General features: G+C 42.9%; 26 protein-coding genes and 3 tRNA genes. 5 read left to right on the plus strand and 24 right to left on the minus strand.

Annotation, left to right across the window (positions count from 1 at the left end; translation table 11 throughout):
* Window positions 1-191 precede the first annotated feature (191 nt).
* Both EL244_RS16480 and mqo read left to right on the plus strand, forming a co-directional pair.
* Complete coding sequence (locus EL244_RS16480) at window positions 192-581, plus strand: cupin domain-containing protein (protein ID WP_172459973.1); 390 nt, start codon at window positions 192-194, stop codon at window positions 579-581.
* A gap of 9 nt (window positions 582-590) precedes the next feature.
* Complete coding sequence (gene mqo / locus EL244_RS16485; protein WP_006814545.1) at window positions 591-2,084, plus strand: malate dehydrogenase (quinone); 1,494 nt, start codon at window positions 591-593, stop codon at window positions 2,082-2,084.
* 29 nt (window positions 2,085-2,113) lie between these two features.
* On the opposite strand, the gene cysQ is transcribed toward mqo, so the two are convergent.
* Both cysQ and EL244_RS16495 read right to left on the minus strand, forming a co-directional pair.
* The gene (gene cysQ / locus EL244_RS16490) at window positions 2,114-2,866 is read right to left on the minus strand and encodes a 3'(2'),5'-bisphosphate nucleotidase CysQ (protein ID WP_126462365.1); all 753 of its coding nucleotides are present in this window, start codon (window positions 2,864-2,866) and stop codon (window positions 2,114-2,116) included.
* A 124-nt stretch (window positions 2,867-2,990) separates the two neighbouring features.
* Window positions 2,991-3,611, minus strand: a complete 621-nt coding sequence (locus EL244_RS16495) for a BamJ family beta-barrel-assembly machinery protein (RefSeq protein ID WP_039854993.1) — start codon at window positions 3,609-3,611, stop codon at window positions 2,991-2,993.
* Window positions 3,612-3,817: 206 nt separating this feature from the next.
* Here EL244_RS16495 and EL244_RS16500 point away from each other — a divergent pair, with 206 nt between their 5' ends.
* On the plus strand, window positions 3,818-4,429 hold the full coding sequence (locus EL244_RS16500) for a LysM-like peptidoglycan-binding domain-containing protein (RefSeq protein ID WP_115164768.1): 612 nt from the start codon (window positions 3,818-3,820) through the stop codon (window positions 4,427-4,429).
* Between the two features lie 156 nt (window positions 4,430-4,585).
* Window positions 4,586-5,362, plus strand: coding sequence for a CDP-diacylglycerol diphosphatase (locus tag EL244_RS16505; RefSeq protein ID WP_126462368.1), 777 nt, complete (start codon window positions 4,586-4,588; stop codon window positions 5,360-5,362).
* 94 nt (window positions 5,363-5,456) lie between these two features.
* Here the strand turns inward: EL244_RS16505 and rplI are convergent, their stop codons facing one another.
* From rplI to tsaE, 16 genes are all read right to left on the minus strand, one after another.
* The gene (rplI, locus tag EL244_RS16510) at window positions 5,457-5,906 is read right to left on the minus strand and encodes a 50S ribosomal protein L9 (RefSeq protein ID WP_006814550.1); all 450 of its coding nucleotides are present in this window, start codon (window positions 5,904-5,906) and stop codon (window positions 5,457-5,459) included.
* Window positions 5,907-5,944: 38 nt separating this feature from the next.
* Complete coding sequence (rpsR, locus tag EL244_RS16515; protein ID WP_000135199.1) at window positions 5,945-6,172, minus strand: 30S ribosomal protein S18; 228 nt, start codon at window positions 6,170-6,172, stop codon at window positions 5,945-5,947.
* Between the two features lie 4 nt (window positions 6,173-6,176).
* The gene (priB, locus tag EL244_RS16520) at window positions 6,177-6,494 is read right to left on the minus strand and encodes a primosomal replication protein N (protein WP_039854876.1); all 318 of its coding nucleotides are present in this window, start codon (window positions 6,492-6,494) and stop codon (window positions 6,177-6,179) included.
* A gap of 8 nt (window positions 6,495-6,502) precedes the next feature.
* Complete coding sequence (gene rpsF, locus EL244_RS16525; RefSeq protein WP_006814552.1) at window positions 6,503-6,898, minus strand: 30S ribosomal protein S6; 396 nt, start codon at window positions 6,896-6,898, stop codon at window positions 6,503-6,505.
* 165 nt (window positions 6,899-7,063) lie between these two features.
* Window positions 7,064-7,801, minus strand: a complete 738-nt coding sequence (gene rlmB, locus EL244_RS16530) for a 23S rRNA (guanosine(2251)-2'-O)-methyltransferase RlmB (RefSeq protein WP_126462371.1) — start codon at window positions 7,799-7,801, stop codon at window positions 7,064-7,066.
* Between the two features lie 65 nt (window positions 7,802-7,866).
* Window positions 7,867-10,344 (minus strand): ribonuclease R, encoded by a 2,478-nt coding sequence (gene rnr / locus EL244_RS16535; RefSeq protein WP_039854878.1) that lies wholly within the window; start codon window positions 10,342-10,344, stop codon window positions 7,867-7,869.
* A gap of 41 nt (window positions 10,345-10,385) precedes the next feature.
* Window positions 10,386-10,808 carry a nitric oxide-sensing transcriptional repressor NsrR gene (gene nsrR, locus EL244_RS16540; RefSeq protein WP_126462375.1) on the minus strand — a complete coding sequence of 141 codons (423 nt, stop codon included), beginning with the start codon at window positions 10,806-10,808 and terminating at the stop codon, window positions 10,386-10,388.
* A gap of 299 nt (window positions 10,809-11,107) precedes the next feature.
* The gene (locus tag EL244_RS16545) at window positions 11,108-12,409 is read right to left on the minus strand and encodes an adenylosuccinate synthase (protein ID WP_006814556.1); all 1,302 of its coding nucleotides are present in this window, start codon (window positions 12,407-12,409) and stop codon (window positions 11,108-11,110) included.
* Between the two features lie 285 nt (window positions 12,410-12,694).
* Window positions 12,695-13,696: a protease modulator HflC gene (gene hflC, locus EL244_RS16550; RefSeq protein ID WP_006814558.1), complete on the minus strand. Its 1,002-nt coding sequence runs from the start codon at window positions 13,694-13,696 to the stop codon at window positions 12,695-12,697.
* Between the two features lie 2 nt (window positions 13,697-13,698).
* Window positions 13,699-14,907, minus strand: coding sequence for an FtsH protease activity modulator HflK (hflK, locus tag EL244_RS16555; RefSeq protein WP_006814559.1), 1,209 nt, complete (start codon window positions 14,905-14,907; stop codon window positions 13,699-13,701).
* A 171-nt stretch (window positions 14,908-15,078) separates the two neighbouring features.
* Complete coding sequence (gene hflX, locus EL244_RS16560) at window positions 15,079-16,359, minus strand: ribosome rescue GTPase HflX (RefSeq protein WP_126462378.1); 1,281 nt, start codon at window positions 16,357-16,359, stop codon at window positions 15,079-15,081.
* 91 nt (window positions 16,360-16,450) lie between these two features.
* Window positions 16,451-16,747 carry an RNA chaperone Hfq gene (gene hfq / locus EL244_RS16565; protein ID WP_006814562.1) on the minus strand — a complete coding sequence of 99 codons (297 nt, stop codon included), beginning with the start codon at window positions 16,745-16,747 and terminating at the stop codon, window positions 16,451-16,453.
* 105 nt (window positions 16,748-16,852) lie between these two features.
* A complete protein-coding gene (gene miaA, locus EL244_RS16570) occupies window positions 16,853-17,794 on the minus strand; it encodes a tRNA (adenosine(37)-N6)-dimethylallyltransferase MiaA (RefSeq protein WP_006814563.1) in 942 nt (313 codons plus the stop codon).
* Window positions 17,787-19,733: a DNA mismatch repair endonuclease MutL gene (gene mutL / locus EL244_RS16575; protein WP_126462381.1), complete on the minus strand. Its 1,947-nt coding sequence runs from the start codon at window positions 19,731-19,733 to the stop codon at window positions 17,787-17,789. The genes miaA and mutL overlap by 8 nt, the downstream gene beginning before the upstream one ends.
* An 11-nt stretch (window positions 19,734-19,744) precedes the next feature.
* A complete protein-coding gene (gene amiB / locus EL244_RS16580; RefSeq protein WP_126462384.1) occupies window positions 19,745-21,061 on the minus strand; it encodes an N-acetylmuramoyl-L-alanine amidase AmiB in 1,317 nt (438 codons plus the stop codon).
* Window positions 21,062-21,075: 14 nt separating this feature from the next.
* The gene (gene tsaE, locus EL244_RS16585; RefSeq protein ID WP_006814566.1) at window positions 21,076-21,540 is read right to left on the minus strand and encodes a tRNA (adenosine(37)-N6)-threonylcarbamoyltransferase complex ATPase subunit type 1 TsaE; all 465 of its coding nucleotides are present in this window, start codon (window positions 21,538-21,540) and stop codon (window positions 21,076-21,078) included.
* 215 nt (window positions 21,541-21,755) lie between these two features.
* On the opposite strand from tsaE, the gene queG reads away from it, so the two are divergent.
* Entirely contained in the window at window positions 21,756-22,913 is a 1,158-nt protein-coding gene (gene queG / locus EL244_RS16590) for a tRNA epoxyqueuosine(34) reductase QueG (RefSeq protein ID WP_126462387.1), read from the plus strand.
* A 687-nt stretch (window positions 22,914-23,600) separates the two neighbouring features.
* Here queG and EL244_RS16595 read toward each other — a convergent pair.
* The 6 genes from EL244_RS16595 to orn all read right to left on the minus strand — a co-directional run bounded on the left by EL244_RS16595 (window position 23,601) and on the right by orn (window position 25,307).
* A tRNA-Gly gene (locus EL244_RS16595) sits at window positions 23,601-23,676 on the minus strand.
* A gap of 38 nt (window positions 23,677-23,714) precedes the next feature.
* A tRNA-Gly gene (locus EL244_RS16600) sits at window positions 23,715-23,790 on the minus strand.
* Window positions 23,791-23,830: 40 nt separating this feature from the next.
* Window positions 23,831-23,906: transfer RNA gene (locus EL244_RS16605), tRNA-Gly, on the minus strand.
* Between the two features lie 232 nt (window positions 23,907-24,138).
* A complete protein-coding gene (locus EL244_RS16610; RefSeq protein ID WP_112837460.1) occupies window positions 24,139-24,432 on the minus strand; it encodes a type II toxin-antitoxin system RelE family toxin in 294 nt (97 codons plus the stop codon).
* Complete coding sequence (locus EL244_RS16615) at window positions 24,422-24,676, minus strand: type II toxin-antitoxin system RelB/DinJ family antitoxin (protein WP_039854881.1); 255 nt, start codon at window positions 24,674-24,676, stop codon at window positions 24,422-24,424. Before EL244_RS16615 ends, EL244_RS16610 begins: the two co-directional genes overlap by 11 nt.
* A gap of 88 nt (window positions 24,677-24,764) precedes the next feature.
* Entirely contained in the window at window positions 24,765-25,307 is a 543-nt protein-coding gene (gene orn / locus EL244_RS16620; protein WP_006814571.1) for an oligoribonuclease, read from the minus strand.
* Between the last annotated feature and the right edge of the window lie 94 nt (window positions 25,308-25,401).

Consider the following 25,401-nt stretch of genomic DNA (forward strand, 5'->3'; position numbering starts at 1 on the left):
AAATTATTTATAAATAATTGTTGGCGACGAATTTAAATAATAATTTTGACCTACCGAATAAAAAACTTTAGATTTAAAGGCATCTTTCTATCTCTGATTTTAATAATTTCAATTATGTATTTCAGAAATCGAAGCATTGAAAATTATCTTAATGATTAAGCCATATTATTCTTAATTGAGGAGTTAATAAGATGATACGTTGTATTCGTATGTGGACAGGTGAAGATGGTAATTCTCTGTTTGAAGAAGGTACCGTCGAGCTCAATAGCGTTGCTCGCGGTGATGATCAAAGCCCTATCATTGGTGTTAAAGAACTTACCTTTCGTGAAACAGTTTCGGGTGGTTCTTGGGATTGGCATAAAGATCCCGTTCCTCGCTATGTCATCACCCTCAGCGGCACTTTAGAATTTGAAACCAAAGACGGTTCTAAATTTATTATTAATCCAGGCGACATTTTACTTGCACAAGATAACACGGGCACAGGACATAAATGGCGATTGATTGGTGATGATCCATGGCGCCGTGCATATGTGGTGTATCAAGAAGGCACAGACTTGTGCTTCACTCCGACTAAAAAATAGGTATTTTCCATGACTAAACCCATTGCAGAAAATATTGATGTTGCCCTAATTGGGGCAGGGATCATGAGTGCAACACTCGGTACCTTTCTAAAAGAACTTGAACCTAATTTAAATATTGCTGTATTTGAAAGACTTAACGATTGCGCACAAGAAAGCTCTCATCCGTGGAATAACGCAGGAACAGGGCATGCTGCCAACTGCGAAATGAACTATACCCCACCAAACCCAGATGGCACGGTAGATATTAGTAAAGCGCTGGAAGTTAATACCGAGTTCGACCTATCTCGCCAATTATGGTCATACTTAGTCACTAAGGGAAAAATTAAAAATCCACGGGATTTTATCCACCCTTGCCCGCACATGAGTTTTGTTTCTGGTGCCGATAATATTAAATTTTTGCAGCAACGTTTCCGTCAAATGTCAGCCCATCACTGCTACCACAATATGGAATACAGTGATGACCTGAAGCAGATTGATGAGTGGGCACCATTAGTTGTTGAAGGTCGTGATCCTGATGAAAAAATCGCAGTAACCCGTGTTGTTACAGGTGCTGATGTGGATTATGGTGCATTAACTCACTTGTTAATGGCGCAGCTCAGTGAGCAAAGTGGTTTCTCAATTCACTATAAACATGAAGTTATTGATGTGACGCAGACTCCTGATGGGCGTTGGAATATCGAAATTAAAAATCTCGTGACTCACGAAAAAACCATCACATCCGCAAAATTTGTGTTTGTCGGGGCTGGTGGTCGAGCGATTGAATTACTGCAAAAATCCGAAATTCCTGAAGGTAAAGGCTACGGTGGATTCCCAGTCAGTGGAATTTGGTTGCGCTGCGATGATGAACAAATTGCTGCACGCCATCATGCAAAAGTGTACGGCAAAGCAGATAAAGGTTCTCCACCCATGTCTGTCCCTCACTTAGATACCCGCATTATTGGCGGAAAACGTTCCTTATTGTTTGGCCCATATGCCGGTTTTTCCAGTAAGTTTCTAAAACACGGTTCTTATCTGGATCTGTTTGACTCCATCAGACTGAACAATATTGAGCCGATGTTAGAAATCGCTAAAGATGACTGGTCTCTGGCGGAATATTTAGTTGGGCAAGTGCTGCAAACTTCTGCTCATCAATTCTCTATGCTGCAAAAATTCTACCCAGATGCCCAGCGTGAAGATTGGAAAGAAGTGGTCGCAGGTCAACGAGTACAAATCATCAAACCTGACCCTGTGAAGAAAGGCGTTCTGGAATTTGGTACTGAGCTAATCACCAGTGCAGATAAATCCTTTACTGTCTTGATGGGCGCATCTCCTGGTGCATCAACAGCTGCCTTTATCGCGTTGAATATCTTGAAAACCTGCTTCGATGATCAACTCGAATCTGATGGTTGGAAAGCCCGCTTGAAAGAGATCATTCCAACCTATGGAATCGATTTAAAACAAGACGCAAAAGCCTGTTTAGATATTCGTACCGCAACAGCAAAAGTGTTACAGCTGGATAATTAATCGGCTATTTGTTTGTCGGGTAATCTTATTTACCCGACATTTTCACATAATGAGCACACAAAACCGGGATTCAAGAAGGATTCACGGGGAGTGTAATCCAACGTGTTTCCGTTCCAATCTATGACTTTAGCTCCTGCGCCTAATGCTACCGCATGCCCAGCCGCCGTATCCCAAATGTTAGTCGGCCCAAACCGAGGGTAAAGCTGCGCCATTCCTTCAGCCACTAAACAGAATTTTAGCGATGAGCCAATTTCTGCAGTCTTATGTTGTTTAATCTGCGATAAATACGCCATCAGTTCAGGATCTTGGTGTGAACGGCTGATCACGACCACCGGTGGATTTTTTGATTTCACATGAATAGCATGATGATGTCCATTCTCTTCTTTCCACGCTTGATCCCCTTGCGCGTAATACAGAAGCCCCTTGGCGGGAGCATAAACCACGCCCATCACCGGAACACCATTTTCGATCAACGCAATATTGACCGTAAAATCCCCATTACGATTAATAAATTCTTTGGTGCCATCCAGTGGGTCAATCAACCAATAACGCTGCCAATTTTGTCTTGTCGTCCATTCTGGCGGGTCTTCTTCTGAAAGTTGAGGGATATCAGGGGAGATAAGATTTAAACCTGCTGTGATGATCTTATGGGCTGCAATGTCTGCTGCAGTGACGGGGGAATCATCCGATTTATGTTCAACCTGTAATGGTGCGTGCCCATTGTAGATAGCCATAATTGCGTCGCCCGCTTCTCGGGCTAACTTACATACCTTCTGTAGCATCTCATTTCCCTTTTTTATCAAGTTAATCCAGAGTAACAAGGGCGGAATATTTACGCCATAAAAAATGCCTCATTAGGCGTTTTCCCAATGAGGCATGTCAATCAGCGATCAAGCGAGTGAGAAATTATAAAATTTCCAGTAACTCAACTTCAAAAACTAAGGTGCTGAATGGTGGAATTGATGCTCCTGCACCGCGCTCACCATAAGCTAGCTCATGAGGAATATATAATTCCCATTTAGAACCTACTGGCATCAGAGTTAATGCTTCGATCCAACCTGGGATCACACCGCTTACAGGGAACTCAGCGGGTTGTCCACGCTGTACTGAGCTATCAAATACAGTACCGTCGATTAGGCGGCCAGTATAATGAACGCGAACACGATCAGAACGAGTTGGGATCGCGCCTTCACCTTGGTTAATTACAGAGAATTGCAAACCAGATTCAGTGGTAGAAACACCGTCTTTCTTTTGGTTTTCATCTAAGAACTTTTGACCTTCAGCAGCCATCACTTTTTGGTTTTCTTGGCGTACAACGTCTGCACGCTCATGCATTTCACGCAGTGCTTTATGCAGCGCTTCAACAGGTACAGATGGCATATTGCCTTCTAAAGAATCAGTCAGACCCGCTAAGATCGCTTCTGGTACTAAACCTTCCAGTCCTGATTCTAATAACTGCTGCCCAATTTGTAGACCAATGCCATAGCTCGCTTGAGCTTCTACTGAATCAAAGTTTTGGTTTGCCATGAGGATACCCATATCATTTTTGAGAAAAAATAAGGATAGCAGCCCCTTTTAGATGGGTAAACCTAAACCATAGAACATTGAGATAAAACTGCTTAAATTGTTCAGTGTTCTCCGAAAATCGCTATCTGCTTATTAATATTGTGATAAATAATGCTAGTATGCGTACAAAGACTGTACATTTAATCGTTCCTCATCAAGGAGGAGTAATGTTTAGACTATCCGCATTTCATCGCTATGGGATTGCTATTTTAGCGCTCATCATTATTGCCGCAGCCTTTTGGCCTGAAGGCGATAAACCTCCTGCGAATAATAATGGGCAAAGCCAGCCAATTGTTATTCCACCGCCTATGGAACCTCAAGTCATTCCAGAGCCGATCATCACGCCTCCGGAGCAACCCATCCCAGCTATCCCTGAAGGTCAGCCACCAACACAGCCCGTGGTGCCAGATATTATTCAACAACCCGCAGAGCCAACTCAGCCGGTTGTTCAACCTTCAGTGACGCCACCACCAACTGCACAGCCAACGGAACCTAAACCTGCTCGCCCATCAGCCAATGAATGGCAAAATTATCAGATACAAAAAGGTAAAACGCTGGCACAGCTATTTCGTGATAACAATTTGCAAGCCAATGATGCTTTTATCATGGCGCGAGTTGAAGGTGCTGAAAAACCACTCAGTAATTTGCAGCAAGGACAAAAACTTCGATTAAAAGCCAATGGAAAAGGTGAAGTACAACTCTTAGAAATCACCACACAAAACGGTAAAACCTACAGTTTTGCGCGATTAAGTGACGGAACCTACTATCGAACCCCATAGTTTTATCTATTTAAGGTGGTTTATGAGCGGTCATCTACCACCTTAACGTTAATCTCCAGACAAAAGTTTGTCCGAATCGCTATTTAATACCTCGCAATAAACAATAAAACTCTATAATTATTCTGTTATTCACTATTAAGAGAAATCATAGAGCTTATGGAAAACAATAAAAAAACCTGCAAAAACAAAATAGTAAAACTGATTTTAGTCGGTCTATTACTCATCATAGTCGGCGCAATTGGCTATATATCTTGGATAAAATACCATTCAGATACACTTTGGAATATTGTTAGCCAGCAGTGTGTTCCACTAAAAGGAACTGAACAACAAAATCCATCCTGCACCAAAGTCGACTTAGAAAATCGCTATGTACTTTTTAAAGATAAACAAGGTCCAGTACATAATTTAGTGATCCCCACAGATAAAGTTTCTGGCATTGAATCACCACTGTTACTCACTGAAACTAGCCCAGACTATTTCGCACTGGCATGGAATGAAAGAGAAAGTGTCAGCCCAACGGGTCAATCCCCAATAAGTGATGATAAATTAGCACTCGCAATCAATTCTCAATATGGTCGTTCTCAAGATCAGCTGCATATCCATATTTCGTGTTTGAAGCCACAGGTAATTCAACAGCTCAATCAGCATACGAATGCTATTACCTCAGAGTGGTCGGCTTTCCCTACTCCGTTGGAAGGGCACGAATATTGGGTTAAAAAATTGGGGACATCAAATCTCCAACAAGAAAATCCATTTAAGCAATTGAATTTGTATGTCAAAGAACATGACGATGAAATGGGAAATTATGGACTCGCAGTTGCTAAGTTACAGGATGGCTCCATGGTTCTACTCGCCAATCGGATCAATATCTGGCAATTCAATTTAGGCAGTGCGGGGGAATTATTGGATTATCAATGTCAGGCTAATCATTAAGTTCGGACATTGTTAGATATAAAAAAACACCGAACATGTCGGTGTTTTTTTATTGTGCCACCGAATTAACAGTGGCAACTACCATCATTATTGATTACTCAGCAACGATGATAACGTTCAGCTCTGCGAAAACATCACTGTGTAACTGGAAGTGAACTTCGTGATCACCAGTAGTACGCAGAACGCCATTTGGCAGGCGAACTTCGCTTTTCGCAACTTTAACGCCAGCTGCAGTAATTGCATCAGCGATGTCACGAGTACCGATTGAACCGAACAGTTTACCTTCGTCACCAGCTTTAGAAGCCAGAGTAACAGAACCCAGAGCAGTAACAGCTGCTGCACGAGCCTGTGCTGCTGCCAGAACGTCAGCTAATTTAGCTTCCAATTCAGCGCGGCGAGCTTCAAAGAATTCGATGTTTTTCTTAGTTGCAGGAACAGCTTTACCCTGTGGAACTAAGAAGTTACGAGCGTAGCCCGATTTAACGTTAACCTGATCACCCAGGCTACCTAGGTTAGCTACTTTATCAAGCAGAATAACTTGCATTACCTTATCCTCTATTAGTCGTTAATGGACTGTACCAATTACTGATGACGATCAGTGTATGGTAACAGAGACAGGTAGCGAGCGCGCTTGATAGCACGAGCGAGCTGGCGTTGATATTTTGCACGAGTACCGGTGATACGGCTTGGTACAATTTTACCACTTTCAGTGATATAGTTTTTCAGCGTTGCGATATCTTTATAGTCGATCTCTTGAACGCCTTCCGCTGTGAAACGGCAGAACTTGCGACGACGGAAATAACGTGCCATATGGCTAGTCTCCAGAATCTATCAAATCAATCTGCTCGGCATGTAAGACTAATTTACTGACTCCATTGCGCCCTTGATGGGTACTGATGAAGCCTGTAACAGTAATCAGACTGCCGACCGTTATACTGTGAGTATGGGTTTCTAAGGCTTGTCCACTAGCAATTACGGGCATTCTGCACCATGCTTGCCTTGACAATCCTGCTTCCTGTTGCTGGGAACGATGTTCCAAAACAAACTGGCAATGAGGAATGCCGGACGGACTCACTTTTCGAGTCAATGCTTTACAGACTGTGCCTGTCAGCACCAAACGATTAGCGGTCACCTGAGTAATTACTCTTCAGAATCCCCAGCTTCTTCTACTTCTTCATCCTGATAATCATCAGAAAGGTCACGGCCGCGACGTTCGTCTTTAGCTTTAACCATTGGAGAAGCTTCTGTTACTGCGTGTTTTAAGCGCATAACCATGCTGCGGATAACGGCATCGTTGAAGCGGAAGTTAGTTTCCAGCTCATCAATCGCTTCCTGTGGAGCTTCTACGTTCAACAGAACATAGTGAGCTTTGTGCAGTTTGTTGATTGGGTAAGCCAGTTGACGACGGCCCCAGTCTTCCAGACGGTGGATCTGACCTTGTGCATTAGTGATAACTGCACTGTAACGCTCGATCATGCCCGGAACCTGTTCGCTTTGGTCAGGATGGACCATAAAAACGATTTCGTAATGACGCATTAGTAGTTGCTCCTTACGGATTATTAGCCTCCTGTCTGGGTTAACCGCGGCCCGCGGAGGCAAGGAACTTATTGAGTGCGGCTAAAAAATTGACGCGTAACTATACCCATCCCAGAGAAAAAACTCAAGGGATGGGGACAAATTAAGCAAAAATTATTTTGGGGCTTATTTTACGGTACGCTGGCGCACGGCTTCGAACAGGCAAACACCCGTCGCAACAGAGACATTCAAGGAGGAGACTGAGCCAGCCATTGGAATACTGATCAGTTCATCGCAGTGTTCGCGAGTCAAACGGCGCATACCTTCCCCTTCAGCGCCCATCACTAATGCAATAGGTCCGGAAAGTTTGCTTTGATACAGAGTATGATCTGCTTCGCCTGCTGTTCCCACGATCCACACATTATATTCTTGCAGCAAGCGTAATGTTCTTGCCAAGTTAGTCACGCGAATTAAAGGAATATTTTCCGCTGCCCCGCAAGCAACTTTCTTCACTGTGGCATTTAACTGTGCAGATTTATCTTTCGGTACAATCACCGCATTCACGCCAGCAGCATCTGCGCTACGTAAACATGCCCCTAAGTTGTGAGGGTCGGTGACGCCATCCAAAACGAGTAAGAACGGAGATTCGGTACTTTCCAATAAATCAGGTAAGTCACCTTCTTGGTATTGCTTGCCCGGTAAGACATTCGCAATAATACCTTGGTGTACTGCACCTTCAGTCTGTGCATCCATCCACTGGCGATTTGCCACTTGTACCACAATACCCTGCGCTTCAATTTCATGAACGATTGGCATTAGGCGGCGATCTTCACGACCTTTTAAAATGTAAACTTCTTTAATTCGTTGAGGTGAATTCTCAAGCAGGGCTTTCACTGCGTGAATGCCGTAAATAATTTCGCTCATAAATATCTTTTATGTTGGAGTGTAGAGGTGGTGATAACTCACCACCTTATTTCATTAAAACGTGGTTATCCCTCTTGATTTTGGGATTTTTTGGCAACACGTTTTGCCTTTAATTTGGCACTGATTTTTCGGGTCTTGTCTGAAGGCTTTTTACTTTTGCTCTTTCCTTTTGCATCAGGCTTAGCATCAGATTGGGCCTCTTTTTTGCCTTTTTTCTCTGAACGACGGAACGCAGAATCAGGCTCAAAGTTTTTCTCTTTGCGCACATCCCCTTTTCGACGGGCTGGACGTGTTGCATTTTTAACTTCTGACTTCATCTTGTCGCGCGAAGTTTTACCCGGATTTTTCGCTTTACGTGTTGTCGAAATTAACGCGAAATCAATGGTGCGTTCATCCATATGTACCGCTTCTACACGGATTTCCACTTCGTCACCAAGGCGATAAGTGGTGCTAGATGACTCACCAATCAAGCGCTGGCCTACAGCATCATAGCGATAATAGTCATTATCAAGGGTGGAGATATGCACTAAACCATCAATAAACAGATCATTCAGACGGACAAAGAAACCAAATCCAGTGACGCTGGTAATCAAGCCTGTGAACACTTGCCCCACTTGGTCTTGCATAAAGTCGCATTTTAACCAATCTGCTACGTCACGGGTAGCTTCATCTGCACGGCGCTCTGTCAATGAACAGTGTTCACCTAACTGAAGCATGCTCTCTATGTCGGAATGCCAGCCACCCGTTTCCGTCCAGCGTTTATCCCCATGACCATGTTCTTTGGCTAATAGGTATTTAATACCGCGGTGCAAGGATAAGTCTGGGTAACGACGAATTGGCGACGTAAAGTGTGCGTAGGATTTCAGTCCTAAACCAAAGTGACCTCGGTTTTCAGGATCGTAAATTGCCTGCTTCATTGAACGTAAAATCATGGTTTGGAGTAACTCATGATCTGGGCGTTCAGCAACTTCGTTCATTACTTGCGCATAATCTTTCGGCTCTGGTTTCATACCACCCGGCAGAGTTAAACCTAACTCGCTGAATACCGAGCGCAAATTCATTACGCTCTCTTCTTTAGGGCGATCATGCACACGATATAACGCAGGCTCTTCATTTTTTTCCACAAATCGAGCCGCCGCAATATTAGCTAAAATCATGCACTCTTCAATCAATTTATGTGCATCATTACGCTCAACGGGCTCAATACGTTCAATTCGACGCTCCGCATTAAAAATAAACTTCGCTTCTTCCGATTCAAAGGAAATCGCGCCGCGTTCAATACGGGCTGAATCTAATGCTTTGTATAATTGGTGCAAGTGCTCGATGTGCGGAACAAGCTCTTTATAATGTTCACGTAGCTCTTCATCACCTTGGATGATTTTCCACACTTTGGTGTAAGTCAGACGTGCATGGGAGCTCATCACCGCTTCGTAGAATTTATACGATGAAAGCTTACCTGTTGCAGATACCGTCATTTCACAAACCATACACAGACGGTCAACACCTGGGTTCAATGAACACAATCCGTTAGACAGAACTTCCGGTAGCATCGGTACCACTTGGGATGGGAAGTATACGGAGTTACCACGGCTACGCGCTTCAGTATCCAACGCAGTTTGTGGACGAACATAGTAGCTGACGTCCGCAATCGCAACCCATAAACGCCAACCGCCGCCTTTTTTAGGTGAGCAGTATACGGCATCATCAAAGTCACGAGCATCTTCGCCATCGATAGTCACTAAAGGTAAGTCACGTAAATCTACTCGTCCTTTTTTCGCTGACTCTGGAACTTGTTCGCTTAAATCTGCAACTTGCTTTGTCACTTGTGGCGGCCAAGAGTGAGGAATTTCATGGGTGCGTAGCGCGATTTCAACCGCCATGCCCGTGCCCATAGTTTCGCCCAACACTTCAATAACGTTACCGACTGCTTGAGATCGACGCTGTGGTCTAGTCACTAATTCAACCACCACCACGTTACCCATACGGGCACCACAAGTTTGGTCTTTTGGAATCAAAATATCAAAGCTCAGGCGACTATCGTCAGGGACAACAAATCCCATACCGGCTTCGATAAAATAGCGACCAACAATTTGGTTATTACGAGGCTCTAATACACGAACAACACGCACTTCAGTGCGGCCTTTGCGGTCTTGTCCGTATGGCTGAGCGAGAATAATATCGCCGTGTAAAGCACGCTTCATCTCATCTTGAGATAAGTAATAATCTTCTTTTTTACCTTCAACGCGTAAGAAACCATAACCATCACGGTGGCCGATTACTTTACCCTTGAGGAGATCAAGGCGCTCTGGTAATGCATAACATTTGCGGCGAGTGAATACTAGTTGACCATCACGTTCCATCGCACGTAAGCGACGGCGCAATGCTTCTAATTCATCTTCAGTAGAGAGATTTAATAACTGAGCAATTTCTTCACGATTAGCAGGAGCGCTGCGTTTAGATAAGAGATCTAAAATAAATTCTCTACTAGGGATTGGCGACTCGTATTTTTCTGCTTCTCTTTCCTGAAAAGGATCGTTTGACATTGTTACCTCCATTGTCGTCAGAGTGATAAATTACTGAGACATTAATCGAGCAGTAATTGATACAGCGGGCTATTATCTTTTACCATGTCCGCCAGCGTATATTGATCAAGTTCTTGTAGAAACTGCTGTATTGCTTTATTCAGCGCACCTTTCAGGCGGCAAGCGGGTGTAATATGACAAAATTCACCACTACAATTAACAAGGGTCAAGGGTTCTAACGCTCTCACGACGTCCCCTATCCGAATTGATTCTGCTGGTTGACCTAGCGATATGCCGCCATTTTTGCCGCGAACGGCTTTAATATAGCCAAGGTGACTAAGCTGATTAATTATCTTAACCATGTGATTACGAGAAACACCATACACGTCAGTAACTTCTGTGATGCTCGTCATTTTCCCTTCATCAAGGGCTGCTAGATAAATTAGGGCGCGTAACCCGTAATCAGTAAAACTTGTCAGCTGCACAGTCACCTCAAATATTTTTGGCGTTACAGTATGTTGTTAAATGCCTATTAACCATCTTAGTTATCTTTCTTGTTTTGAGTATCTAACAACAAAGCTATTATTTTGAATAACTTTCACAGTATATAACCTTAGTTGCAGTCTAGCCTATCCCTACCTATAAAGATGTATCCTATGGCACGGAATGTTCAGTGTACTAAAGATATTATGTGGAAGTTTTGACTTTTTATCAAAAACGAATTCAATGGAAGGAAAAAAGGGGTGATAAAAAAACAGCGCCCTAATGAGCGCTGTCAATGCGATTACTCAACGTCAAATGGATCACGCAGGATCATGGTTTCTGAACGGTCTGGACCGGTTGAGATAATATCAACTGGAATACCCGTCAGCTCTTCGATACGTTGGATATAATCTAAAGCCGCTTGCGGTAACAGTGCTCTTTCTTTAACGCCGAAAGTTGTTTCACTCCAACCAGGCATGCTTTCGTAAACAGGCTCTAAACCAACCCACTCATCAGCAGCTAATGGCGTAGTTTCTAATACTTTGCCATCTGGGCGACGGTAACCTACACAGATTTTAACTTCTTCTAAACCATCTAAAACATCCAGTTTAGTTAAGCAAAAACCTGACAAGGAGTTGATTTGTACTGCACGATTAATCGCAACAATATCTAACCAGCCAGTACGACGTTTACGACCGGTGGTTGCGCCAAACTCTTGACCTTTCTCTCGCAGGAATTCGCCGATTTCGTCAAACAGTTCAGTTGGGAATGGACCCGCGCCAACACGTGTAGAATACGCTTTGATGATGCCCAGAACGTAGTTTACATAGCGAGGACCTAAGCCAGAACCTGTTGCCACGCCACCCGCAGTGGTATTTGAAGACGTCACATACGGATAGGTACCGTGGTCGATATCTAATAATGTGCCTTGTGCACCTTCAAACATAACTAATTCATTCTTCTGATGCGCTTTATAGAGCAAATCAGAAACATCAATTACCATGCTAGTCAGAAGGTCTGCAACTGACATCACGTAATCTAAGGTTTTTTGGTAATCAACCGCAGGTTCTTTGTAATAGTTAACCAGTTGGAAGTTATGGTATTCGATGATTTCTTTTAATTTTTCAGCAAAAGTCGCTTTATCGAATAAGTCACCAACACGCAGACCGCGACGAGCAACTTTATCTTCATAAGCAGGACCAATACCACGACCGGTTGTTCCGATAGCTTTCGCACCACGCGCTTTCTCACGCGCATTATCTAATGCGATGTGATAAGGCAGGATCAGTGGGCATGCTTCAGAAATACGTAAGCGTTCACGAACAGGAACACCACGGTCTTCCAATTCTTTCATCTCTTTCATTAAAGCATCAGGCGCAAGAACTACACCATTAGCGATAATGCTGATGACATTTTCACGAAGAATACCGGATGGAATTAAGTGGAGAACGGTTTTTTCACCGTTTACAACAAGAGTATGGCCAGCATTATGGCCGCCCTGATAACGAACTACATATTTAGCTCGTTCTGTCAGCAAGTCAACGATCTTGCCCTTCCCTTCGTCACCCCATTGGGTGCCCAGTACGACAACGTTCTTACCCATTTCGAAATACACTCGGTTGCTTAAAAATGAATTCTACCATCAAAAATGAACTGTTCCAGTGATATTTTGGCATTGCAAAAATTTTTTTCTAGAAAGCAAGTAAAATGGTAGTTTTATTTCTGTCGTAAACTCAAAATGAATTTCATCAACCTGAGCAGCTGCAATTTTCCCTGAAAAATCCGACACTTGAAACGACAGGCGAAAAAAAGCCCACCGAAGCGGGCTTTTCTTTATTAGATTAACAGTAATTTAAGCTCGTTGCACGTAACTTAAGTTGGCTGTTGATTAATCTGGTGCACGCAACTTAGTTGGCGCCTTCATAAAGCGGAAGAAGTCAGTGTCTGGGCTAAGTACCATTACGTCGTCACCACTTTTGAAGCTCTGCTCATAAGCACGTAAGCTACGGATAAAGGCATAGAACTCAGGATCTTGGTTAAATGCGTCAGCAAACAATTTAGTTGCCATTGCATCGCCTTCACCTCGCAGAGTCAGCGCAGTACGCTCAGATTCTGCTAAAGTTTCCGTTACTGTTTTATCTGCAACCGCACGAATTTTCGTTGCTTCTTCTTGACCTTGAGAACGATGCTGACGAGCAACTGCTTCACGCTCTGCACGCATACGCGCATAAATTGCCTCAGAAACTTCGTTTGGTAATTCAATACGTTTAATACGTACGTCGACCACTTCGATACCTAATGCCGCCATACTGTTCGCATTAACAACCAGTGGCTTCAAGTTTGTTTCTTGCTCAACCCGAGCCGCAGCATCTGCAATTGCAGCATCTGCATCTTTTGTTGCTTCGTCGGTTGCCGTACCTTTGTTCAGTGCATCACGAACATCTACCGTTAAACGACCACGAGAATCGGTAATGATGTCTTTCACGCTTAAACGACCAAACTCAGAACGTAAACGGTCACTAAACTTACGCTTTAATAGTGTTTCTGCTTGGAATGGGTTACCGCCGCCTGTCGCTACATAGTAGCGGCTGAAGTCCGTAACACGCCATTTCAGGTATGAATCCACCATTAAGTCTTTGTTTTCGCTAGTCAGGTAACGGTCAGCTTGAATTTCTAATGTCTGAATACGTGCATCTAGCATTTTTACTGTTTCAATAAATGGAACTTTAAAATGTAGACCCGGCTCATAAATGATCGGTTTATTTTCAGAATCACGCAAAACCTTACCAAAACGTAAAACAATACCGCGATCAGTTTGAGGAACAATAAAGATAGATGCGTAGGCAACTGCCAAAACAGCAATAACAATAAAGATTAAAGACTTACGCATGATTATTGTCTCCCTACTCTAACTGCATCACCGCGCACAGCATTATCTGGCTGAGCGGGTGCTGTACCCGTAGAAGATGTACTTTCCGTTGGGTTCGTCATTCTTGCTGACTGATTTGTTTTTGGAGCAGTGGCTGTGTTGCCATTCGTTCCACGCATGATTTGATCAAGTGGCAGCACTAACATGCTGTTGCTCTTATCATTCGCAATAACTTTACGTGTATTTGCTAACACGCGCTCCATCGTTTCAATGTACAGACGCTCACGAGTAATCTCTGGTGCAGCACGGTATTCAGGTAACATTTTCGCAAAACTTGCGACCTCACCCTCTGCTTTGAAGACCACACTCGCTTTATAAGCCTCAGCTTCTTCAATCATCTTCTGAGCATTACCTTTCGCCAATGGCAGAACTTCATTTCGATAAGCATGCGCTTGACGAATAGTTTTCTGTTCTTCTTCCCTTGCCGAAATTACGTCATCAAATGCCGCTTTTACATCTTCAGGCGGACGAGCCGCTTGGAAGTTGACATCGAGTAATGTGATACCCATTTTGTATGGTGCAATCGTCGCTTCTAGCTCTTTCTGTGTAACATCACGGATAAAGGCTCGATTCGTAGTCAATACTTGCTCCATGGCTGATTGACCAATAACACCACGCACTGCGCTATCCAGAGCTTGACGTAAACTATTATCCGGATTCGTCACGCTAAATAGATATTGAGCAGGGTCTGTAACACGATATTGTACGTTCATTTCAACGCGGATCACGTTTTCATCTGACGTTAACATCATGCCATTAGTTGCTTGTTCGCGAACTGTTTCAACGTTGACTGGAACCACGTTATCAATAAAAGTTGGCTTCCAGTTCAAACCAGGTCCGACAATACCATTGTACTCACCAAAACGTAACACTACGCCACGGTCACTTTCTTTAATGGTATAGAAGCCAGATCCGGCCCATACAACAACGATTGCAGCAACGGCTAACATTCCTAGGCGACCGCTAAATTGAGATGGTTGTTTAGTATCGCCTTCACCACCGCCTTTTTTACCGCCACCGCCGAGCTTGCTGCCTATTTTACGAAAGAGATCGTCGAGATCATAAGACCCAGGTTTCCGACTGCCTTTATTCCCGCCAGAGTTGCCGCCTTTATTGCCGCTTCCCCACGGATCGCGGTCTTGTCCGTCATTACCGGGCTGATTCCACGCCATGTTTTAGCTCCATTCTTTATGATTGATTTTTAGGGCTAAGAGCAAAATTCGCTTTCTTCAGTCAACCACTTGGGATCGTGAATTAAGTCGAGCATATTGGCTCTTAATATCAATTCCATTGCCTAACTATGTTGCGATTACGCCAGTATAAAAACTGAAGTAACATCGTCTTTAAACAACATAATCAGGTAATTGTTGCTCTTGCTTACATAAACGTCGCCAATCCACCATTGGCATACGCACCTCAAGACCGATGGTACCGTCCTCTTCTTGCCACTCACGTTCTATGGATTGAAGTTGATAAAAACGGCTCCGCAAACGGCCTTCATTGGGTGGTAAACGCAATTCAAAATGTGCGATTTCACCTGAAAGGCGTTCCGTCAATGCTTGAAGCAACAAAGGGATACCTTCACCTGTTTGCGCTGAAACCCAGACACGAGCAGGCTTGTTATCCTCATCTCTGTCGATACGCGGGACAAAATCTTCCAGCATATCAACTTTGTTCATCACTAAAAGTGTCGGTATTTCATTCGCTTCAATCTCTTCCAACACACTTTCAACCGCCTGAATATTTTCATCCAAACGATTATCTGCTGCATCAATCACATGGAGCAATAAAGTTGCTTCACGAGTTTCTTGCAGGGTTGCTTTAAATGCTGCAACCAAGTCGTGGGGGAGATGGCGAATAAAACCTACCGTATCTGCCAGAACTACAGTGCCGACATCATTAACATCAATACGACGTAATGTCGGGTCCAGTGTGGCAAACAGTTGATCCGCAGCATAAACATCTGCCGACGTCATCCTGTTAAATAAACTGGATTTACCGGCGTTGGTATAGCCAACCAAAGAAACTGTCGGAATATCCGCTTTATTTCTTGATTGACGTCCCTGCTCACGCTGTTTTTCGACTCGTCCAAGGCGGGATAATATCTGTTTGATTTTATCTCGTAGTAATCGACGGTCTGTTTCAAGCTGAGTTTCACCGGGACCGCGTAAACCAATCCCGCCTTTTTGTCGCTCAAGGTGCGTCCATCCCCTCACTAAGCGAGTTGATAGATGCCGTAGTTGAGCTAATTCAACTTGAAGTTTACCTTCATGCGTACGCGCACGTTGAGCAAAAATATCTAAAATCACCCCTGTACGGTCAATAACCCTACATTGGCAAAGCCTTTCAAGATTACGTTCTTGAGCAGGGCTAAGAGTATGATTAAATAGCACCACATCTGCACCACTCGCCTCGACTGCTTCAGCGATTTCTTCAGCTTTTCCTTCCCCAACAAAAAACTTTGGGTGAGGTGCCTTGCGGCTGCCAGTTACTATTTGTACGGGTTTAACCCCAGCAGAAGTCACTAGGGACTCAAATTCTGCTAAATTATCAATGTCTTTTTCTTGGTCAAAAAAAACATGAACAAGTACAGCCAGTTCACCGCCTTCATACCTATCAAACAAGGTGTAACCTCTTAGGCTCAATAATAATTGCAAAGGAAAAACACAGGTATAGTCTCCCTACCCATGCTTTCCTTGTTTTTAGCGTACAGTCTTATTCAGCTGATTCGCCATCTTGCCCAGCAGCACCACCTGAATGGTAGTTGCTATTGCCTGCGCCAGCAGTACCTGTACCGCTATGATGAGAAACAGGGCGTGCCGGAACAACAGTAGAGATAGCGTGTTTATAAACCATCTGGCTAACTGTGTTTTTCAGCAAAATAACAAATTGGTCAAAAGATTCGATTTGACCCTGTAATTTAATACCATTAACGAGATAAATAGAGACCGGAACCCTTTCACGACGTAATGCGTTCAGGAACGGATCTTGCAAAGATTGCCCCTTAGCCATTCTATGTTTTCCTTATTTTGTTGTTTTTAAATGAGAATCTGTCGATTCCAAAAATTACTACTCAAAAATTACGCTTAACGTTTTAATTGTACACAAACAATAGCCCTATGCACTAACAACCTGTATAACTGTGTCAAGCGCCAGCTGAGGTTGTTCACTATCTAACCGGTGAACATTATCCCAGCCTCTCAACCAAGTGACCTGCCGTTTCGCCAATTGACGTGTCGCACAGATCCCTCGATAAACCATTTCATCATAATCTATTTCACCATCGAGATATGACCACATTTGTCGATACCCTACACAACGGATAGAAGGCAAGTCGACATGGAGATCTCCTCGTTGGTATAGCGCTCTAACTTCATTCTCAAATCCTGCCTCTAGCATTAAATGAAAACGTCGCTCGATACGCTCATGTAAAATTTTACGATCTTGTGGCTCAATAGCAAACTGAAACACATTATAAGGCAATTCTGTGCCCGCTGTTTGAGTCATTTCAGTCAAAGTTTGTCCCGAAATGAGATATACCTCTAAAGCTCGGGATAATCTTTGTGGATCATTAGGATGAATTCGCGCTGCTGCAACAGGGTCTACTTCAGCTAAACGACGATGGATTTCACCCCAACCTTGTTCATGAGCGATTTGCTCAATTGTCTCGCGAATTTCTGGTGACGCAGAAGGCAAAGGAGACAACCCTTCCAACAAGGCTTTAAAATAAAGCATAGTCCCGCCAACCAACAATGGAATTTTACCTTGAGATGTAATTTCATCCATTGCATTTAATGCGTCACGACGAAAATCAGCCGCTGAATAAGGTTGTGACGGATCGAGAATATCAATCAAACGATGGGGGGCTTGGCTGAGTTCTTCTTCATTTGGCTTTGCGGTACCAATATCCATTCCTCGATAAATCAGCGCTGAATCAACGCTGATTATTTCTACTGGTAAGTGCTTGCGCAGTTCAATCGCTAAAGCAGTTTTACCCGAGGCCGTTGGGCCCATAAGGAATATTGCATCCGGTTTTTTTTGAGTTACTAAATCACTCATTTGTTAGTGTAGCTACCACGGATTGTAAATTAATTAATTGTAATAATGTTGGCGGTGGATTTTTCACCCACTGCGGACAGATCCGCTCAACATCTGCGAGTAACTGAACAGCCTGTGCCAAACTCCAACTTTCCTCAATTTTTGTCTGTGAAATCGCTTTTGCTAACCATTGCGCGATATTTTCATTAGTAACACTTTCTTTTGTCGACAAAAACGCAATTAAATCGGAAAAAAGTTGAGATAAATTTTGTGTTCTTAATGGTAACGATACCGTATGAATAGTCACTTTTCCATGAAATATAGTGGCTTCGATACCAAATAATGTTAATTGTGCCTTATATCGTTGTAAAACCTCTACCTCGTCATTTTTTAATGACAATTTTAACGGGATTAACAACGGCTGAGGCTTTAAAGATTCTTCTGCTGGAGAGAGCTGAGCTAACTTCAACAAATAATTCGCTTCATTTAAGGATAACAGGATTATGCCTAATGAAGACTCAATTAATGCAAAGTTTTTTGCGTAAATTGTCAATACTTTGCCAAATTGGTAGCCATCCGCATTTTCTGCCACAGATTGGCTCGATATTGAATGAGTTCCTAATGGTTTTCTTTCTGGAAATAATGTTTTTTTGTCCTCAGGAGCAACAGGGATAGACATCAAACTTTGATAGAGTTCCCCAGCTTTACGGTCATAATCCGGTGCAGAGTATTTGTTTGTATTATTTTCTACCGGAACATAGGGGCTTTTAGAGGCTGTTTTCGGTTCGCTATATGAGGCCTGAGATTCTCGGGCATACACCGGTTGATGATCATGGCGTTCATGATTTTTTACCACGCTTCCCGCAGATACCGGAGAGGCAAAATAGTTTTCCCCAGCGGAAGCTCGGTTTTCAATTTCTGAAGATATTGGTTCAATTCCTGGTAACTGATCAACAGCGGTAGTATTAAGCAGTACCGTACGAACAGCTTGATAAATAAAATCATGTACTAAACGAGCTTGATGAAAGCGTACTTCATGCTTCGCTGGATGCACATTAACATCCACTTGCTTTGGGTCGATCGTCAAATATAGGACATAGGCAGGCTGCTGGTTTTCATCAAGATGCCCCTCATAAGCTTGGCGAATAGCATGGTTAATCAGCTTATCGCGCATCATTCGTCCATTCACATAACAATATTGAATATCACTCGCAACATGATGAGAAGATGACGGCGAAACAACCCAGCCTTTGATTGCTAAATCACTATGTTCCCACAATAACGCTAATGCCCCTTGCATAAATCCAGTACCACAGATTGCCCCGAGGCGGCGCTCTTGCTGAATATCATCATGGGCAGCACGATACTGCTTCACCAATTTACCATTATGAGTCAGGTTTATCGCAACATCGGGACGAGAAAGCGCAATACGGCGAACAATCTCATCAATATGACCAAATTCTGTTTTTTCCGTACGCATAAATTTACGGCGTGCGGGAGTATTGTAAAATAAATCCAGCACTTCGACTGTCGTACCATTGGGATGTGCGGCTGGTTTGACGGTCACTTGCATATCCCGCCCTTCCGCATAAGATTGCCATGCTTCCGTTTGTTCTGCGGGTTTCGACGTCAATGTTAAGCGTGCGACGGAGCTAATGCTCGCTAATGCTTCGCCACGAAATCCCATACTCATAATGGCTTCAAGGTCATCTAATGTGGCAATTTTGCTCGTCGCATGGCGCGCTAATGCAAGAACTAATTCATCTTTATTGATCCCGCAGCCGTTATCACGAACACGGATCAATTTCTCTCCCCCTCGCTCGATATCAATATCGATGCGTGTAGCCCCTGAATCTAGGCTATTTTCTACGAGCTCTTTCACAACAGATGCTGGTCTTTCGACCACTTCACCCGCTGCTATTTGGTTAGCTAGCTGTGGAGAGAGAATTTGAATCGACATTATCTACTCGCTTATTTTGGGGCGGCTTGTAACGGGTTCGCTAAGAAATACTGACGCAACCCTTGATGAATACCATCCGCGACTTTCTCTTGGTAATCATTTGATTTTAATAGCTGCTCTTCCGCTGTATTACTGATAAACCCAGTTTCAACCAAGATTGATGGAATATCCGGAGAACGTAACACTCCGAGACTGGCATGTTCTGGGGTTTTCTTATGAATATTTCCCACTTTTCTTAATTGCTGGATCACATGAACAGCCACGTCATAACCAACACGCTGGGAATGACCAAATTGTAAATCCAATACTGCTTGGCTTAAATAAGGGTCGGCGCCACTCAGTGCATCACCAGCACCACCTAGTAATTCTGACTGTTTCTCACGCTGTTCTAACCAGCTACCTAATTCACTGTTCGCTCGACGATTTGATAACACCCAAACAGAGGCACCTCGCGCACTGCTGTTTGGTGCAGAGTCAGCATGAATGGAAACCAGCATATTGGCACCTTTTTTACGTGCTACATCCGAGCGGCCACTGACTGAAATAAAGTAGTCACCCTCCCTCGTCATTACGGGTTTAAACATCGGGTCTGCATCGAGTTTTTGATACAGTTTACGCGCTACACTCAGGGTGACATCTTTTTCTTTATAGCCATTTTTACCAATCGCGCCGGGATCTTTACCACCGTGCCCCGCATCAATCGCAATCACGACCTGCTTAGTTCCTTTCGGTAAGCTTTTTGTTACTGCAGGCTTTGTTGCAGGTACTGTGGCTGGCGTCACCGCCGGAGAATTCATTTTTAGCGGTTTCTCTTGCACAGTTGATGGATTACGTGTTGATGTTGTCACCGCAGGCTGAGCCATATCAGTGCTATTGAAAGAGTTCGATGAGCTGCTATTACCCGTTGATACTGTCAATACCAATTGATATTGCCCAGAAACTTGCTTAACTATCGCTTTGGTTTTTGCTGCTTGGGACAGTTCTAATACGATACGTTGATGACGGTTATCAGGAGCTTGACTTGAGCGCACCTGTTTAACTAAATCACCTTTCGGAAGCTTAATTGGTAAACCGATGATTTTACCACTTTGTTGGATATCAACCACTAAACGTTCAGGTGAATGCAACGGAAAGGTCGAATAATCAGGCTTTCCATCAACAAAAGTTAATGTCACTTGCGCCTGTGAAGGGCTATTATTGACTTGAATATTAGAAAGTGATGCCGCCTGAGCCAAGGATGTCATTAAGCCTAGCGCAAACACTATCAATAATAAAAAGAAAGAAAAAAGACCCTTAGTTGTTATTCTGTTTATCGATGCATTCATCATGAGCTATATATTCCTTAGAATACCGGTAATGCTTCTAGTAACGACTCTCCAGTTGCCGAAAAAGCCACTAAACGTGCCTGGCGCCCTTCATCTTTATAAGTTAAATGGAGTTCAAGATCCGCTTCAGGTAAAAATCCCTTGCCTTGCTGTGGCCATTCAACCAAACAGATCGAGTTGCCCGAAAAATAGTCGCGAATTCCCATAAATTCAAGTTCTTCAGGATCAGCTAAACGATAGAGATCAAAATGAAAAACCTGTCTATCCGCTAATTCGTAGGGTTCAACTAATGTATAAGTCGGGCTTTTTACGTGACCTTTATGACCAAGCGCTTGAAGAAATCCACGACTAAATGTCGTCTTTCCTGCGCCAAGATCGCCATATAAGTTAATCACAACGCCTTGATGGCAAGCGCTGGCAATAGCGCGCCCCAGCGCAACTGTTTGCTCTTCATTAGCGAGTTGTATTGTGCATTCTTTCATAGTTGGTGCAGCCAATTATAATGATAAAATCGAATCAGAATTGATATTACCGCTTATATTAACCTAAGCAGATCCATTTTTCTTATTTAACATTGTGTGAACATCGAGATCAGAAACTTCTGGCCTTGATCGCAAAGCTCAACAGGGGGTTATTTTGATAAATGAAACGATCATGTTAGAGTGCCTGCGAATCCACTTTTACCTTGATAGAACCCATGTCTACACGCCTTGATCTTAATCTTCTTGCCCAAAATATAAAACAATGGGGCCTCGATGCTGGCTTTCAACAAGTTGGCATCTGCGATACCGATTTATCCCTCGAAGAACCAAAGCTTCAAGCTTGGTTAGATAAGCAATATCATGGTGATATGGAATGGATGAATCGCCATGGCATGATGCGGGCCAGACCCCATGAGCTACATCCCGGCACATTACGAGTCATCAGTGTGCGCATGAATTACCTTCCCGCAAAAGCCGCATTTGCCAGCACACTCAATAACCCTGAACTTGGCTATATCAGCCGTTATGCGCTGGGGCGAGATTACCATAAGCTCTTAAAAAAACGCTTAAAGATTCTTGGCGATCGTATTTTAGATTATTGCAGACAGTTTGAATGTTCTGATGATCTTAATTTCCGTCCTTTTGTGGATTCCGCACCGATCCTTGAACGGCCTCTTGCGGTTAAAGCAGGTTTGGGATGGACAGGAAAACATTCTTTAGTTATCAATCAACAAGCTGGGTCTTGGTTTTTTCTTGGGGAGCTGTTGATCAATCTCCCTCTTCCCGTGGATCAACCTATAGAGGAACAATGTGGGCGTTGCGTAGCATGTATCACAACCTGCCCAACGGGTGCAATTGTAGAACCTTATACCATTGACGCGAGACGTTGTATTTCTTATCTGACTATTGAGTTGGATAGCGCAATCCCCGAAGAATTTCGTCCATTAATGGGAAATCGTATTTATGGCTGCGATGACTGCCAACTTATTTGCCCATGGAATCGATTTTCCCAGCTAACCGACGAAGATGATTTTAGCCCAAGAGCCGCATTGCATACGCCAGAACTTTTGGATTTATTCGCTTGGAGTGAGGATAAATTTCTCCGTGCCACTGAGGGGTCAGCGATCCGTCGAATTGGCTATATTAAATGGCTAAGAAATATCAGCGTTGCTCTTGGTAATGCCCCCTACCAAGACCAGATTGTCCTCGCTTTACAAAATCGCCTTGGAATCAATCCGATGCTTGATGAGCATTTTCAGTGGTCGATTCGCCAGCAACTACAACGGCGAGAAGAGAATCAAGTGACTATTCAAACTTCACAACAAAAGCGACTTGTACGCGCTATTACCAAAGGTTTACCGCGGGACGCTTAAAAAAGATGCGGTTATATATCTTGATCTGTTAATTGTCAAATCGATGTGAATAAAATAAAAAAGTTCTTAGCCGACAATAGGTAAAGGATTTGCAAGTTATGCTTAGCACATTTTGAATAAATAAAATTAATCAATTAATTCAATTACTTAATTTATTTCATTATAAAATTCATTTTATGATAATCTAAAATTAACCTACAAGTAACCTGTGGATAACTCTGTGTGGTAAATTATTTCAAAATAGACTAAACGCAACCTAAACACATTCAGGCTGTGGATAACTTTCTCTTATAGAGAAATAATAAAATACGCTGATTTTTGGTTAACTAATCAGAGTTAAGTTGTGAAAAAATCAGGTTAAGAAGATTGTTTGACTGAACTAAGAAAAAATGACTTTTTTGTCGCCCATTCAAACGAGTGCCATTCTGGCAGAAGTTCTTACTGAAATGCCCTATTGCTAAGGGGTGGCTATTCTATGGCGACCGATTAGCGAATGCAAGTAAAAAACTTGATTTGATCTCAAAAAGATCCTGAATAATAAAAGGATCCCGTAGGGGAGCAAGATAAAAACATGACTACTTAATAATTGAGCATCACGAGGGCAAATAAGGAATATTACTTAGCGATAGTAAAAGATGATTTGCAATTACAGAGGAGATTAATTTAGAAAATTACCTGAATAAAAATTGGAGCGGGAAACGAGACTCGAACTCGCGACCCCGACCTTGGCAAGGTCGTGCTCTACCAACTGAGCTATTCCCGCATTTGGTGGGTACTTCTGACTAAAACACTAAGAAAGTTTGGAGCGGGAAACGAGACTCGAACTCGCGCCCCCGACCTTGGCAAGGTCGTGCTCTACCAACTGAGCTATTCCCGCATTCCGAAAATAGTGTTCTAGCTAAAACATCAAGAAAATTTGGAGCGGGAAACGAGACTCGAACTCGCGACCCCGACCTTGGCAAGGTCGTGCTCTACCAACTGAGCTATTCCCGCATTCCGGTTCTTGGTGCTTTAATCGTGCCGATAAAACCAAAAAATCTCATCGGTACGGGGAGCGCATTATACGAAAAAATAGGAGACTAGCAAGCCCTTGAGCCCAATTTTTTTATTTTTTTGTTCATTTGTTGATAAATTCATCACAATGATGATTTTGTCATCGAGATTGTTAATCTTCTTTCTCAAGACGTTAACATTGTTAACTTTTCTATTAAACACCTTACTTTGTTTATTTTACTAATCTTGTATTGGCTGCTGTATATGCTGTACTCGCTTCCCTTTTTCCGATAGCAATAACAAAAATAACAATTTCCGAATGAATAACTTGATAAACTAAACGATAGCCTGAAGAGCGCAATTTAATTTTATAGCAACTTGACAACTCTCCATGTAACCGAGCTGACTCAACATGCGGATTTTTTTGTAGTTTTTTCAGTTTATTTTTAAATTGATCTCGAATACTGCTATCAAGTTTTTTCCACTCCTTTAAAGCTCGTTCATCAAACTCAATACTATATATCATCCAAATTTACTCTGATTCGTTTTGCTGGTTTTTTCAAACGCTCACGAACTACTGCCAAAATTTCATCATCAGCATCACTTTCACTCACGACAACAGAAACCTCAGTAAAAGGTAATTTTTTATTCTCTGCTACATATCGTAAAAATAATCTGAGTGCATCAGATGGGGATAAATTTAATTTTTCAAAGGCTTGAAATGCCTCTTTTTTTAATTGTTCATCGACTCTAATTTGTATTGTTGTCATCACCATACTCCAGTATTTTCTGAGTTTTATCCAACAGAATAACGTAATGACAGATGTAATGCAATTTGCATTACATCTATGGCATCTATCACTTAATAAACGTTTCTCGATAATAGACCAGTTCAGCGATTGACTCTCGGATATCATCCAACGCTTGATGGGTCCCTTTTTTAGTAAAACCCGCTAAAATTTCTGGTTTCCAACGGCGCGCTAACTCTTTCAGTGTGCTCACATCGAGGTAACGATAATGGAAATAGCTTTCTAACTCAGGCATATAGTTGAATAAGAATCGGCGGTCTTGTCCTACACTGTTACCACAGATTGGTGATGCCCCTTTTGGAACCCATTTTTCTAAGAATTCGATTGTCGCTAACTCAGCTTCACGTTCATTGATCGTGCTTTTACGAATACGATCGACCAAGCCGCTGCCAGTATGGGTATTTACGTTCCATTCATCCATCAGAGCTAATTGTTCTTCCGTTTGATGAACGGCAATAACAGGACCTTCCGCTAAAATATTTAAATTGCTGTCCGTCACTATGGTCGCAATTTCAATAATACGGTCGCGGACAGGATCGAGTCCGGTCATTTCTAAATCGATCCAAATTAAATTATTCTCATTCTTTTGCATGATATGCCCTAACTGAATACGGTGGAGTTAAGGTATGATAGCACCCTTCATGCTATGAGTTATAGGTGTGTTGCTGTTGTGTGGCATGCCCAAT

The organism is Providencia rustigianii (assembly GCF_900637755.1).
GTDB classification, from domain to species: domain Bacteria; phylum Pseudomonadota; class Gammaproteobacteria; order Enterobacterales; family Enterobacteriaceae; genus Providencia; species Providencia rustigianii.